Source organism: Glutamicibacter sp. TV12E, assembly GCF_052441935.1.
GTDB lineage: Bacteria > Actinomycetota > Actinomycetes > Actinomycetales > Micrococcaceae > Glutamicibacter.
The window spans coordinates 2,077,345-2,090,751 of sequence record NZ_JBQVVF010000001.1; the positions used below are offsets into that span (position 1 = coordinate 2,077,345).

The 13,407-nt window shown below is 62.6% G+C and carries 11 protein-coding genes; 8 read left to right on the plus strand and 3 right to left on the minus strand.

The window, feature by feature from the left end; genetic code table 11:
- Positions 1 to 66 precede the first annotated feature (66 nt).
- From mmsB to ACT7DV_RS09785, 5 genes are all read left to right on the plus strand, one after another.
- Positions 67 to 990 (plus strand): 3-hydroxyisobutyrate dehydrogenase, encoded by a 924-nt coding sequence (mmsB, locus tag ACT7DV_RS09765; RefSeq protein WP_444662176.1) that lies wholly within the window; start codon positions 67 to 69, stop codon positions 988 to 990.
- A gap of 2 nt (positions 991 to 992) precedes the next feature.
- On the plus strand, positions 993 to 2,090 hold the full coding sequence (locus tag ACT7DV_RS09770; RefSeq protein ID WP_444662178.1) for an alcohol dehydrogenase catalytic domain-containing protein: 1,098 nt from the start codon (positions 993 to 995) through the stop codon (positions 2,088 to 2,090).
- A 16-nt stretch (positions 2,091 to 2,106) separates the two neighbouring features.
- Positions 2,107 to 3,171 carry an ROK family transcriptional regulator gene (locus tag ACT7DV_RS09775; protein WP_444662179.1) on the plus strand — a complete coding sequence of 355 codons (1,065 nt, stop codon included), beginning with the start codon at positions 2,107 to 2,109 and terminating at the stop codon, positions 3,169 to 3,171.
- A 68-nt stretch (positions 3,172 to 3,239) separates the two neighbouring features.
- The gene (gene ppgK, locus ACT7DV_RS09780; protein ID WP_444662181.1) at positions 3,240 to 4,049 is read left to right on the plus strand and encodes a polyphosphate--glucose phosphotransferase; all 810 of its coding nucleotides are present in this window, start codon (positions 3,240 to 3,242) and stop codon (positions 4,047 to 4,049) included.
- A 7-nt stretch (positions 4,050 to 4,056) separates the two neighbouring features.
- Complete coding sequence (locus ACT7DV_RS09785; RefSeq protein WP_444662183.1) at positions 4,057 to 4,872, plus strand: Cof-type HAD-IIB family hydrolase; 816 nt, start codon at positions 4,057 to 4,059, stop codon at positions 4,870 to 4,872.
- Between the two features lie 22 nt (positions 4,873 to 4,894).
- Here the strand turns inward: ACT7DV_RS09785 and ACT7DV_RS09790 are convergent, their stop codons facing one another.
- From ACT7DV_RS09790 to ACT7DV_RS09800, 3 genes are read right to left on the minus strand one after another with little or no spacing between them, the layout of a single operon-like run.
- Complete coding sequence (locus tag ACT7DV_RS09790; protein WP_444662185.1) at positions 4,895 to 6,121, minus strand: amidohydrolase; 1,227 nt, start codon at positions 6,119 to 6,121, stop codon at positions 4,895 to 4,897.
- An 11-nt stretch (positions 6,122 to 6,132) separates the two neighbouring features.
- Complete coding sequence (locus tag ACT7DV_RS09795; protein ID WP_444662187.1) at positions 6,133 to 6,852, minus strand: hypothetical protein; 720 nt, start codon at positions 6,850 to 6,852, stop codon at positions 6,133 to 6,135.
- 22 nt (positions 6,853 to 6,874) lie between these two features.
- A complete protein-coding gene (locus tag ACT7DV_RS09800) occupies positions 6,875 to 7,615 on the minus strand; it encodes a DUF5058 family protein (protein ID WP_444662188.1) in 741 nt (246 codons plus the stop codon).
- 223 nt (positions 7,616 to 7,838) lie between these two features.
- Here ACT7DV_RS09800 and ACT7DV_RS09805 point away from each other — a divergent pair, with 223 nt between their 5' ends.
- The 3 genes from ACT7DV_RS09805 to ACT7DV_RS09815 all read left to right on the plus strand — a co-directional run bounded on the left by ACT7DV_RS09805 (position 7,839) and on the right by ACT7DV_RS09815 (position 13,355).
- Positions 7,839 to 9,293 carry an amidase gene (locus tag ACT7DV_RS09805; protein WP_444662190.1) on the plus strand — a complete coding sequence of 485 codons (1,455 nt, stop codon included), beginning with the start codon at positions 7,839 to 7,841 and terminating at the stop codon, positions 9,291 to 9,293.
- A 138-nt stretch (positions 9,294 to 9,431) separates the two neighbouring features.
- Positions 9,432 to 10,373, plus strand: coding sequence for an Lrp/AsnC family transcriptional regulator (locus ACT7DV_RS09810; protein ID WP_061954059.1), 942 nt, complete (start codon positions 9,432 to 9,434; stop codon positions 10,371 to 10,373).
- 261 nt (positions 10,374 to 10,634) lie between these two features.
- Entirely contained in the window at positions 10,635 to 13,355 is a 2,721-nt protein-coding gene (locus tag ACT7DV_RS09815; RefSeq protein ID WP_444662192.1) for an aminotransferase class I/II-fold pyridoxal phosphate-dependent enzyme, read from the plus strand.
- The last annotated feature ends 52 nt before the right edge of the window (positions 13,356 to 13,407 follow it).

Below are 13,407 nucleotides of genomic sequence, written 5' to 3' on the forward strand. Positions count from 1 at the left end.
AGCGCCCGGCATCCAGGAACCTACGCTGGCCCCAGAAGACAAAACTCGATGGCGAGGGGAAAACCGATGAGCAGCTACGCATGGATCGGGCTGGGCAATATGGGCGGGCCAATGACCGCCAACTTGGTGTCGGCCGGGCACACAGTGAAAGGCTTTGATCTCAGCGAACAAGCCTGCGTCGCGGCAGAGCTGGGAGGGGTTCAGATCGCCGGATCCATCGCTGAGGCCATGGAGGGTGTCGATGCGGTCTTCACCATGCTGCCCAAGGGCGAGCATGTGCGCGCGGTTTATGAGGGCGAAGCAGGGATCTGGGCCCACGCGACGGACCAGATGCTGCTGATTGATTCTTCCACCGTGGACATCGAAACCTCCCGGTACATCCACGAAGGCTCGGCGCAGCGCGGACTGGGCTTTGTGGACGCCCCGGTGTCCGGCGGAATTTCGGGTGCCGAGGCAGGAACCCTCGCGTTCATGCTGGGCGGGGAGGCGCAGCTCATGGAGCGAGCCACCGGCTACATAGCCCCGATGAGCGGACGGACCATCGTCGCCGGGGCCGCCAGCATGGGCATTGCCGCCAAGATCTGCAACAACATGATGCTCTTCATCGACTTGATGGCCAGCGCCGAGGGATCGCAACTGGCTGAAAAGCTCGGCCTGGATCCCAAGGTGTTCTGGGAGATCGCCTCGGTTTCCTCGGGGCGGTCCTGGGCCCAGCAGACCTGGTACCCGGTCCCGGACATCATCGACACCGCCGCGGCCAACAACAATTTCGAGGCCACCTTCCGCACGGATCTGGCGCGCAAGGACGTGGGCCTGGCCCTGGACGCGGGCGAAAGCACCGGAGTGCGCCTGCCTGCGGCAACCTTGGCCAGGGACCATTTTGATGAGCTGATTGCCCAGGGGCTGGGGGCCAAGGACTGCTCGCTGATCGTCAAGAACCTGCTGCCCGATGAGCCGGTGCGCGGCTGGAACCCGCAGCAGGAGAGCTGAGCATGAAGCCGATCCGGGCCGCGGTCCTCGAACAGCACGGTAACCAGCGCCCCTATGCCGAGCACCGGCCGCTGGCCCTGCGCGAGCTGCAGCTTGACGAGCCAGGGCCCGGCGAGGTGCTCGTGCGGATTACCGCGGCAGGACTGTGCCACTCCGATTTATCGGTGATTGACGGGAACCGGCCGCGGCCGGTGCCCATGGTCCTGGGCCATGAATCGGCAGGCATTGTGGAGCAAGCCGGGCACGGGGTGGATCTTGCCGTGGGGCAACAGGTCATCTCCGTGTTCCTGCCACGCTGCGAAAAGTGCGCTGCCTGTGCCACCGGAGGCAAGCTGCCGTGCACCGCCGGAACCGAAGCCAATACGGCAGGATCGCTGCTTTCCGGCGCTCGCCGGCTGCGCATGGATGGCCAGTCGGTCCACCATCATCTGGGGGTATCGGCCTTCGCTGACTATGCGGTGATGGATGCGCGCAGCCTGGTGGCCGTCGGCAGCGACGTGCCGCCGGAAGTTGCTGCTGTGCTGGGCTGCGCTGTGCTCACCGGTGGCGGTGCCCTGCGCAATGCCGCCGGTGCCAGCGGGTCCGAGGATGTGGCCATCGTCGGGCTCGGCGGAGTGGGCATGGCCGCCTTGCTGGTGGCCGTAGGGCAACGCACCACTGGCAGGATCCTGGCCATCGACGCCAATGAGGACAAGCTGGCCGTGGCCCTTGAACTGGGCGCCGACGCGGCCTGCACACCGCAAGATCTGGCTGGTCGCAGCGCAGAAATTGTCATAGAAGCCGCCGGGCACCCACGGGCCTTTGAAACTGCCCTGGCTGCCACGGCCGCGGGCGGAACGCTGGTGACCGTCGGGCTGCCGGCGCCCGGGGCAATGAGCGCTATCGAGCCGCTGTCCCTGACTGCGGGTTCGCGCACCATCGTCGGCAGCTATATGGGTTCGGCCCTGCCAGCGAACGACATTCCCTACTATGAGAGCCTCTGGCGGGCGGGCAGGCTCCCGGTGCAGAAGCTGGTGCGCACCCGGCCGTTGGAACAGATCAACGAGGCGCTGGACGAACTGGCCGAAGGACGCTCGGTGCGCCAGGTGCTGCTGCCGTGACTAGTAGAATCGAGGGGTGACTGATTCGACCGCCGGCCCACGGGCACTGGCAACTCTGACCGATATCCGGGTGTTCGACTACCTGTGTGCCGCTCCGGCCACACGCACCCAGATTTCCGCGGACCTGGGAATTTCCAAGCCCACGGCATCCCAGGCGATCTCCCGCCTGCAGGAGAACGGACTGGCGATCGCCATTGACCGTCCGGCTGAGACCAAGCGCGGCCGAACCCCCGAGCGCTACGCGCTGTGCAGCGAGTACGGGCATGTGCTGGCCTTGTGCCTGCAAGCCGAATCCCTGCAGGTTCGGGCCACCGATCTATCGGGAACGATCCTGGTTGATCGCCTCTACCCGTTGACCCCGCACAGCAGCGCCGGGGAAGTGGAAAAGATGGCGGCCACCGAAATTGCCCGGGTGCGCAAGCAGCTGCGCTCGCCGTTGCTGGCCGCCGCGGTCAGCCAGGCCGCACCGGTGTTGCGCGAGGATGCAGAACGCGTGGTTCCCACCGTGATTTTCCCTGCATCCGGCGCCAACTTGGCCGGGCTGTTTGATGCCAGCGTTCCGGTGGTCTTGGATAACGACGTGAACTGGATGGCGGTTGCCGAGGCCGAAAGCACCGATGGATCGTTGATGATGCTGTACATCGGAGCGGGTTTGGGGGCCGGGCTTGTCATCGACGGAAAACTTCACCGCGGACGCCATGGCACGGCCGGCGAGCTGGAGAACCAGCTGCTGGGAGAGAAGAACCTGCGCGAGGTACTGGGCGAAGTGGGCATGTTCCAGACCCGCATTCTCTGGGAGCGACTGGCAGACCAGCGAACGTGGCCGGCGTTCTTGAAGCCCTTGAGCCAGGTGCTCGCAAATCTGGTGGGGTTTGTCGATCCGCAGCAACTGGTTGTCACCGGCCCGGCAGTGACCGAGGAATTATGCGCGGCGCTGGCTGAAGAGGTCAATGGCAGATTGCTGGTGCCAGTGACCGTGCGCCCCTCATCCCTTGGAGTGCAATCGGCCGCCCACGGCGCGGTGGCCGGTGCCCGGGACATCGCCTTGGAAAATCTTTGGGAAAACTACCGGGAACGTTGACCAAACGCCGGAAGCTATATATCGTAAAGAGTCCTTAAAATTTCTTTGCAACGTTGGGGAGAATCCTGATGGCATCATCTGCCGCACCGGCATCCAAGTCGCAGTTCGCTGCCATCGGCCTTGACATGGGCGGATCATCGATCAAGTACGCCTTGGTCGGAACCGACGGAAAACTTGTCGAAAGCACACTGAACAAGGCGATCACCCCAGAAGGCGCGCATCCTGAGGCTGTCGCCGGAGTCATGGCGCAGATTGTCCGCGACCTGCAAGAGGCCACTGGCGAGGATCTGGCGAGCATCCCTGCTGGGGTTGCCGTGCCCGGAATCGTGATCGACGGAGTGGTGCATTCGGCCGCGAATATCGACAAGGCCTGGATCGGCTTGGATGCCACCGCCATGTTCAGCAAGGTGCTGGACCGCGAGGTCTACCTGCTTAATGACGCTGACGCTGCCGGCATGGCAGAGGTGTACGCTGGCGCCGGCTCCAAGGACGGTGCGCCGCTGAAAGGCAGCACCCTGCTGCTGACCCTGGGCACCGGAATCGGTTCGGCCTTCTTCCGCGACGGGGTGCTCTTCCCCAACGTGGAATTCGGGCACCTGGAGATCGACGGATTCGATGCAGAAAGCAAAGCCGCCGCACGCGTAATGCGCGAAGAAGACTTGAGCTGGGACGAGTACATCGCCCGCTTGCAGCGCTACCTTTCCCACGTGGAATTCCTGTGCAGCCCTGACTTGATTGTCATCGGCGGCGCAATCTCCGAGGACCACGAGCACTTCTTGCCTAAGCTGGACTTGCGAGCAAAGCTCGTTCCCGCAGAATTCAACAACGCCGCCGGGGTGCTGGGCGCCGCGCAACGCGCCATGCATCCGGGCAATTAGGAACCACATGCATACGATTGACCCGAACGCCCAGATCAAACTCGTTGCCGTCGACATGGATGGCACCTTTTTGGACGGTGACGGTCAAATCCCCGATGAGGCTTGGGGCGTGATCGACCAGCTGCAGACCCGTGGCATCAAGTTCGTGCCTGCATCCGGACGGCAGTTCGCCACCTTGCGTGAGCAATTCGCCCAGCTCGGAGAGATCGCCATCATCGCCGAAAACGGCACCGTGGTCATGGATGGGGAGACCGAAATCTACTCCAACATCATTGATCGCGCTTTAGTGAACTCGGTGATCGAGACCGTGCGGCAGCAGGACGCGCTGGATGCCGGACTGGTGCTGTGCGGTCGCCGCACGGCCTACGTGGAGCGCCAGGACCAGAAGTTCGCCGACGCTGTCGCGCCGTACTACCGTGCGGTGCAGGTGGTTCAGAACCTCAATGACGTTGAGGACGAGATCATCAAGATGGCCGTGAACGTGGGCACCAGCAAGGTCCAGGAAATGGCGGCCGCGCTCGATGTCCCTCTGCAGGTGGTCATCTCCGGAAGCCACTGGGTGGATGCCATGAACCACGGGGTGCACAAGGGACTGGCACTAGGCGCCCTGCAAAGGGAACTGGGCATCAGCGATGACGAAACTGTGGTGTTTGGCGACTATCCCAATGATCTGGAAATGATCAAGGCTGCCACCTATTCCTTCGCCATGGCCAATGCCCATCCCGAGGTGGCAGCCGCAGCGAACTTCACTGCGCCGGCTAACACCGAATACGGTGTCCTGCAGGTGCTGCGCGCCTACCTCGATGGGCGTACGCAGCTCTAGCAGGCAGCGGATTTCCGGCCGGCTACCGGGCCAGGTAGTGACCCAGCCCGGCCAAGGCGGCACGCACCCCGGTGGCCAAGGAGAGCTCGTAGTCCGGCAGGAAGAAGGGCGAGTGGTTGACCGGCGGAGCGTCTTCTCGGGCGAGAAACCCGCCAAAGAACCAGTACACGTAGGGAACCGAGATCTCGTCGCCCAGCGCACCGAAATCCTCCGAACCCATCGCCGCAGGCAGGTCTGAGACCTGTTCGCCACCCAGTTCATCGATGAGCGCCTGCCTGACGCGCTGCGTATGCTCGGGGTTGTTGTGCAGCTTGGGGAAGGAATTCAGGGCTTCGATTTCCGGCTCCGGGGCGTTGGATGCGGCTGCTTCGGCCTGCACGATGCGCTTGACCCCGTCCAGGATCTGCGCGCGGGTCGGCTCGTCGAAGGTCCGGATGTTCAGCGTGAATTCCGCCCGGTCCGGAATGATGTTCTCCTTCAGCCCGGCATGGAAGGACCCGCAGGTGAGCACCGCTGGACTCTGCGGGTGCAATTCACGCGATACCAGGGTCTGCAGGCGCGTGATGGTGTGGGCGCCCTGGACGATCGGATCAATCGAGTCCTGCGGCTGGGAGCCGTGGGACTGCTTGCCATGCAGCGTGACCTTCAATGAATCGGCCATGGCCATGGCCGGGCCGCTGGTGAGCCCGATGGATCCGGCGGCGAATGGGAAGACATGCTGCCCGAGGATGATGGAGGGCATCGGGGCCTTGTCCCAGAGCCCGTCATCGAGCATGGCTCTGGCTCCGGCGCTGGTTTCCTCTCCCGGCTGGAAGATCCAGACGATGGTTCCGCCCCATGCCGCAGTCTGCTCGGCCAGCCGGGCGGCTGCGGTGAGGGCCGCGGTGACGTGGGTGTCATGGCCGCAGCCATGCATCACAGGCACATCGGTGCCGTCGGCAAGTTGGCCGCGTGCCGTCGAGGCGTAGTCGGCCCCCGTATCCTCGGCAATTGGCAGGCCGTCGGTGTCGGCACGGAAAGCGACCACCGGGCCTTCGCCATTGCGCTGGATGCCGACCACTCCGGTTCCTCCGCAGAGGAAGTTTTCGATGCCCAGGGCATCGAGCTGCTGGCCGATATAAGCGGCCGTCTGGTGCTCCTGCATGGACAGCTCCGGATGGGCATGCAGGTGGCGGTACATCTGGTGCATGAGCCCGGCTTCTTCGTCGGTCAGGACGGTGCGCAGGGCGGCGGGGTGTTCAGTAGTCATGGTGATTCCTCTTAGTCGGCAGCTGGGGCGTGGACGGCGTTGCGGTCGCGTACGATCCACGACACGATGATGGAGAAGAGCACAACCAGCGCCGTGCCAAACAGGGCAAGGGATGGAACCAGCGGAATCACCACGAAGTACATGAGCAGCGACAGGGCAATGGCGACGATGGTTGGACGGACCTGCTTCATGGCGACGATGGCCTGGACCAGCACTGCTCCCATCAAGGAGGGCAGGATGTAAAGGCGGGCGACTTCGATCATCTCGGCGGGGATGATCGAGACCAGCCATGATCCGAAGATGCCGACGAAGACCAGGAGGCTGGTCAGGTGGACGGTAGCCGCGCCACCGATGGCCATCACCGAGGCCAGGTCGCCGCGCCGGGTGCCGGGCTTGGCGTCGATGGCCGACTGGGCCACGATGGCCGCGGGCAGCAGCTTGTTGGAGATATTGCCGATCATGAAGGCCTGGTACATCGCGGCCGAGCCCAGGATCGGGAAGTAGGTCAGCGGCTCGACGAACCAGAAGATCCCGAAGGTGGCCGCGACAGCGGCGAAGGCCACCCAGATCATCGAAGGGCTGATATCGAGTCCTGCGAAGAAGACCAGGTAGATCGGGCCGAGCAGCGAGAAGACCAGGCCTGCGGCCATGGTCAGCGAGCCGTAGCGCGTGGTCTGCTGCTCGAAGCGGGCCATCGAGGCATCCGCTTGGGTCATTGCTGGAGAGCTCATGGGTTCTGTCCTTTCAATTCCGCTATGCGGTGTGCATCAGGTAGCCGGCTGCGATCGAAATCAGGATCGCGAAACCCAGGGCCCATTCCTTGAGCCATTTGGCGTTGAGCACCTTGGCGAGGAAGAGGAACAAGGCCATGGAGGTGGCCGATATCAGCACCAGCGTCATATGGATGCTGGATTTGGGGATCTCGGCGATGGTCAGCATGCTGAATGCCCCGAGCAGGGCCGCAGTAGGAATCAAGGCCATGGCCGCAGGGTTGCGCTTGGCCAGGGTCTTTCCGCCGCGCTTCAGGATCGGGGTCAGCAGCAGGGTGCATAGCATCCACATGCCGCCCGAGAGGCTCATGGCCATGAAGGCCACGGCGAAGACCTGCTGGGTGTAGGTATCCCCGCCGAGCATGGAGCCCATGGATTGGGCGGCCAGATTGGCGCTGGCCGTTTCCGTGGAAGCGGAGCCGATCAGCCCGATGCGCACGAGCACCGCAGGGGTGCCGAACAAGGCCAGCAGCGCGATGGCCACCAGTACCACCGAGAGCGAGGGGCCGATCGAGGCGACGGCGCCGGCGCGAAAGGCCTCCTTGACTTCGCGCACCGGCATGTCGATATGGGGAGCCGCGGCCTTGGCGGCCCGGACGTAGAGGATGGTCTGGATGAAGATCACGGCGAACACGCCCAGTGCGCAAAACCATAGGAAGGGGCTGTTGGCGATGGCCCAGATGTCCGTCGAGCCTGGATCGCCGGCCGAAAGCGGGAAGTGCATCGGAACTCCTTTGATGTGGACCAGCATGGTGTGATGCAGGTCTCGTTTGATACAAGAGTCCTCCTGAAAAACGACAATGGCAAGGAATGCCGGATCTGGCCATAGATCTGGCCAAATCCTCCAAAATGGTGAGTTTCCATGGGAACTATTCCATTTGCGGTCACGAAGGGCGGAGGATTGTGACACATGTCGCACCATAGTCATCCGCCAGAAAGGCACTGCCATGAATGAGATCCAGCAACTGAGCGCCACTGAGCTGACCGCCAAGATCCGCAGCCGCGAGCTCTCGGCCCGCGAAGCGCTGGAGAGCCACATCCAGGCCATCGATGAAGTGAACAGCCAGATCAATGCGGTGGTCATCAAGGATTTCGAGCGCGCTCGGATTAAGGCGGCAGAGGCCGACGAAGCCACGGCGAGAAATGAGCCGACCGGCGTGCTCCACGGGTTGCCCATGACGCACAAGGACACTTTCAACACTGCCGGCCTGCTCTCCACCCAGGGATCGCTGGCCTTGAAGGACAACGTCCCCGACCGCGACGACCTGCAGATCGCCCGCCTGGCATCTGCGGGAGCGATCAGAAGCGGCAAGACCAATGTCCCGGAATTCGGAGCCGGATCGCACACCTTCAACGAGCTCTTCGGCACAACGACCAATCCCTACGCGGTGGACCGTTCCGCCGGAGGCTCCTCGGGCGGCGTAGCCGCCGCGGTCGCCGCCCGGATCCAGCCGTTGGGCGATGGCTCGGATATGGGCGGTTCGCTGCGCATCCCGGCCAGCTTCTGCAATGTCATCGGTTTCCGGCCCTCCTACGGAGTAATTCCCCTGGAGGCCAAGGGAAATGCCTACTCATGGCTGGCCCGCTCCGGCCCGATCGCCCGGACGGTGGAAGATATTGCGCTGTTCATGCGCGCCAGCGCGGGAGATGACAGGCTCCCGACCCCGAACACGCTGGCCGCCAGCGACTTCGGAACTCCAGTACCTGATCTTCGCGGGGTCCGGATCGGCTACAGCTTCGACTTCGGGATCGGCGTCCCGGTGGAGCCAGAGGTGATCGAGGTCCTGCAGCGCCAACTCTCGGTCTTCGAGGCTGCCGGCGCCATCCTGGAAGAAGCAAGCATCGATTTCGCAGATGCCGACGAGGTCTTCGGAAATACCCGGGCCTTCGATTTCGCCACCAATCTGGGCGGCCTGGTGCGCAGCCACGGCGCGCTGATCAAGCCGGAAGTCCTCTGGAACGTCAAGAAGGGAATGGACCTTGACGGTCCGGCCATGATTTCAACCGTGGCGGCCCGCACCCGGCTGGAGCACGCGGTGCAGGGCTTCTTCTCGCGCTTCGATTTGTTCCTCTCCCCGGCGACGCAGGTGCTGCCTTTCGACGCCACGCAGCGCTGGCCTGAGCAAATCGCGGGTACCCAGGCCGAAACCTATCTGGACTGGATGCGCTCGGCCTGCCTGCTCTCGGCCACCAGCCTGCCGGTCATCGCCATGCCTGGCGGCTTCACCGAATCCGGGCTCCCGGTGGGATGGCAGCTGGCGGCCAACCACTACCAGGACGTCCAGCTTCTGAATTGGGCGGCCGGCTACGAGCAGATGACCCGTTTTGCCGACCAGGCGCCGGCCCTGGCCACGGATCCGGCCTCGGTGGCAGCCAGTCCCGTCAAGACCGCCAGCGCTTGAGCCGCTAACTGCTGGGCCCGGCAGAGTATGATGTGAGCACTGCTCCGGCGCACCTGGCGCTGGAGGCCAGGGCTGCAGTATCCGCAGCCTGAGCTTGGCTCGCGCGGGCGCCGCCAAAAGACCAGCAGAGGGGAACGGATGACAGAACTGAGCACTGTGCAGCGCCGCATCATTGCCGCCCTCCAGGTTGATGGCCGGGCCACGTGGCGGAAAATTTCAGCAGCACTGGATTTGCCTGAGCGCTCGGTCGCCCGCCACGGGGCGTGGCTCCTGGAACAGGGCCTGGTGACCGTGGCAGCGATTCGCCACCGCGAGCATTCGCTGCTGATCGCTTGCACTTGTGCACCGGGGACCGGCCGAATTGCCAGTGAATCATTGTCTACCCGGCCGGATACCAGTTTCTCCTACCAGGTCACCGGCAGGGAGGACCTCGTCGTTGAAATGCACTACAGCGGCGACGTGACCGAGATGCTCTCCGTGGAATTGCCAGCGACCCCCGGGGTCGCCTCGATCGTGGTTTATCCGGTCTTGAAATACTTCAAGACCATTCGCGGGTGGCGCCTGGGTTCGCTCAAGCCTGCCGAAGAGCAGGCCCTGCAAGCCAGCCCGGATATCACCACGTGGCGCATCGAGCCTGATCTCACAGCGAAGGACGAGCAGATCATCTCCGCCTTGCAGGAGGACGGGAGGGCCAGCTACGAATCAATTGCCCGCCGGGTGGCGATGAGCGAGACCAGCGTTGCACGGAGGATCGATTGGCTGCTCTCAACGGGCCAGATCGCCATCCGCGCCGTGGTGGAACCCCTGGCCGTGGGACTTCCGGTCGAGGCCTTGCTCTGGGTATCCACGGCACCGTCCCAAGTGGAGAAATTGGGCCAGCGTCTGGCGCTGCGCCCGGAAGTGCGTTATGCGGCGGCGGTGGCTGGAGACTGCCAGCTGGTGGTCGACGTGACAGTTGCCAGCCAGGCCGAGCTCTATGAATTCATCTCCCACAGCTCGTGGGGCGACTCGATGCTGCAGGTGAAGACCTCGCTGGTGGTGAGCGCCCGGAAACGCGGCGGACGCTTGATCAGCGGCTAGTGCGATGGCCATGCTGCTGCGTCGGGACACCAGGAATTCAACTGGGATCCAGTTTTCCTGCGACTGGTATTCACCGTGGCGGAGGAATGGGTGAATGCCGGATGAATCTTAGGCATGGCCGCAATCAAACTGCGTAACATGCTGATTTTGGCCCTGCTACTGCCCGGTAGTGACATACTCTCGCCGTACTGGGTGCGCTGAAAACGACCCAGGAGGTTAACAACCAGTTAACCATGCAGGGTGAAAGGAATACCGGCAACCGTGAGCAAGAGGTTGACCTACGGGAAGAACCAAGCCGTCGCCACTCCGGAAAGCGCATGGCGAAAACGCAAAGACGCGTGGGAGCACCTCGGCTACATGCTGAGCGAGATTTCCTCGGAACATCAAGATGAGCCCGGCCGCAAGGAACATGAATTGGAAGCTGGCCGGCTGCTGGGCCTCTTGGCTTCCATTGAACCCTATTGGGCTAACCCGGGACTGGACTATTTCAACGATGTAGCCGGGCTCATGTCCACCGGCCGTTACGCCGATGCCATGCAGCTGGTCTACCAGGCCAACCAGTCGTTCAGGACTATTACCCAGTATATGGATCTGGACGGCCAAGACAGCGTCCGGACAGACCCCGAAGACCTGGGCGGCGGTGCTGCGGGCGGAGCCAAACCCCATGTGCCAATGGTGGAGATCCTCCTTCTGGATAATGGGCCGACCGATGAAATTGGGCAATTCACCGAAGAACTGGCAGCACAACGCCAACGTACCGATCCATTCCACTACAACTTCATTGTGGTGCCCAGCGTCGAAGATGCCCTCGCTGCCGTCTTGATCAATCCAAGCATCCAGGGCGTGGTACTCACCGCGCGCTTTGAACTGGTCACCCGACGCAGGCTCTCATCGACGCTGCATAAATTCATTGTGAACCGCACCGCCGGCTACTTCGAATCCACCCGGCAGATCCAGCGCCTGCTGGATCTGGAAGAGATCATGGATAAATTGCATCCGCAGATTCCGGTGTACCTGATGGCCGGTGTCGCATTGGAATCCATTGCCCATGAGATCACAGGGCGGTTCCGTCGCATCTTCTCGCGCAATGACGGCATGGATTTGCACTTGTCGATCATCGCCGAGGTGACCGAGCGGTATCACACACCGTTTTTCAATGCCCTGCAGAAGTACGCCAAGCGGCCTGGCGGAGTATTCCACGCCATGCCTATATCTCGAGCGGGATCGGTGCAGAATTCGCCGTGGGCCCGCGACCTCGTTGATTTCTACGGCAAGAACCTGCTGCTGGCAGAAACCTCCGCGACCTCCGGAGGCCTGGACTCGTTGCTGGATCCGCAGAGCTCGATCAAGAAAGCCCATGAATTGGCGGCTCGTGCCTTTGGCAGCCACCGCACCTACTTCGTTACCAATGGAACCTCGACGGCCAACAAGATCGTTCACCAATCGATTCTGGCTCCAGGCGACATTGTCTTGGTGGACCGCAACTGCCACAAGTCCCACCACTATTCACTAGTGCTCGCCGGGGCCCACGTGAGCTACCTTGAAGCCTACCCGCTGAACGAGCACTCCATGTATGGAGCCGTGCCACTGCGGGACATCAAAGCCCGGCTGCTGCAATTGAGGCGCGAAGGACTGCTGCACAAGGTCAAGATGGTGACCCTGACCAACTGCACCTTCGACGGCATCATCTACGACCCGCGCAGGGTCATGGAAGAGTGCCTGGCCATCAAACCAGACCTTGTCTTCCTATGGGATGAAGCGTGGTTTGCCTTCGCCAGCTTCCATCCGGTCTACCGGCAGCGCACCGCCATGAGCGTTGCCAAGGTGCTGGAAGAGGACATGGAAACGCAGGAGTACCGGCAGCGCCATGCCCGGCAAGCCAAGGACCTGCCAGCGCCTGGCACCAGCGACCGGCCAGAAAATGATGAGGCATGGCTGAACACGCGTTTGATTCCTGATCCTGAACAGGTTCGCTTGCGCGTGTACTCCACCCAATCCACGCACAAGACGCTGACCTCGCTGCGCCAGGGATCCATGATCCACGTCTTTGACCAGGACTTCGCGATGCGCAATCTCAACGCCTTCCGCGAGGCCTACATGACCCACACCTCGACCTCGCCGAACTATCAGATCTTGGCGTCACTGGATATCGGCCGGCGCCAGGCTGAACTGGAAGGCTATGCCCTGGTGCAGCGTCAGGTGGACTTGGCGCAGTCCATCTGCCGGGCCATGGGCCGAAACACTTTGCTGGGCAAGTATTTCCGGATCCTGGATTCCAGGGATCTGATTCCCGACGAGTACCGCTGCTCTACCAGCGCGACGCCCGTTCGCGACGGACTGGCCGCGTGGGATGAGGCCTGGCAAAACGACGAGTTCGTGGTGGATCCTTCGCGATTGACCTTGGACATCAGCAGGACCGGGGTGGACGGGGATACCTTCAAGCACCAGTACCTGATGGACGGTCATTCCATCCAGGTCAACAAGACCAGCCGCACCTCGGTACTGTTGATGACCAATATCGGAACAACCCGTTCCGCCGTGGCGCACCTGATTGAAGTCCTGGTCAAAATCGCCGAGGAGCTGGAACGGAAAAAGCGTCTTGACGGGCGAGTGCTGGCCATGGGTAAGACTGCCGATCAGCATCAAGTCTGCCTTCCGGACTTCAGTTTCTTCGCGCCGGAATTCGATACCGGGGGCGGCAGCGGCGATCTGCGCAAGGCCTACTACCTGACCTATCAGGACCCGGCGACGCACTTCCTGTCTTCGGCACAGATCCGCACAAGGATTATCGCGGGGGAGCAGATCGTTTCGGCCGTGTTCGTCACTCCCTATCCGCCAGGATTCCCGGTGCTGGTGCCAGGCCAGGTAGTCACCTTGAACATCCTGGATTACATGGACCGGCTGGATACGCGCGAGATCCATGGGTATCACCAGGATCTCGGCTATCAGGTGTTTACCCATGAATCCCTGGCAGACCTGTAGCCGGAGGCAAATTCGGCAGCCAGGTTGAAACCGAAAAATGCCCCCACAGTGT

Coding starts and splice junctions, on each gene's coding strand:
- mmsB (WP_444662176.1), top strand. CDS start 67: ATGAGCAGCTACGCATGGATCGGGCTGGGCAATATGGGCGGGCCAATG.
- ACT7DV_RS09770 (WP_444662178.1), top strand. CDS start 993: ATGAAGCCGATCCGGGCCGCGGTCCTCGAACAGCACGGTAACCAGCGC.
- ppgK (WP_444662181.1), top strand. CDS start 3,240: ATGGCATCATCTGCCGCACCGGCATCCAAGTCGCAGTTCGCTGCCATC.
- ACT7DV_RS09785 (WP_444662183.1), top strand. CDS start 4,057: ATGCATACGATTGACCCGAACGCCCAGATCAAACTCGTTGCCGTCGAC.
- ACT7DV_RS09790 (WP_444662185.1), bottom strand. CDS start 6,121: ATGACTACTGAACACCCCGCCGCCCTGCGCACCGTCCTGACCGACGAA.
- ACT7DV_RS09795 (WP_444662187.1), bottom strand. CDS start 6,852: ATGAGCTCTCCAGCAATGACCCAAGCGGATGCCTCGATGGCCCGCTTC.
- ACT7DV_RS09800 (WP_444662188.1), bottom strand. CDS start 7,615: ATGCACTTCCCGCTTTCGGCCGGCGATCCAGGCTCGACGGACATCTGG.
- ACT7DV_RS09805 (WP_444662190.1), top strand. CDS start 7,839: ATGAATGAGATCCAGCAACTGAGCGCCACTGAGCTGACCGCCAAGATC.
- ACT7DV_RS09810 (WP_061954059.1), top strand. CDS start 9,432: ATGACAGAACTGAGCACTGTGCAGCGCCGCATCATTGCCGCCCTCCAG.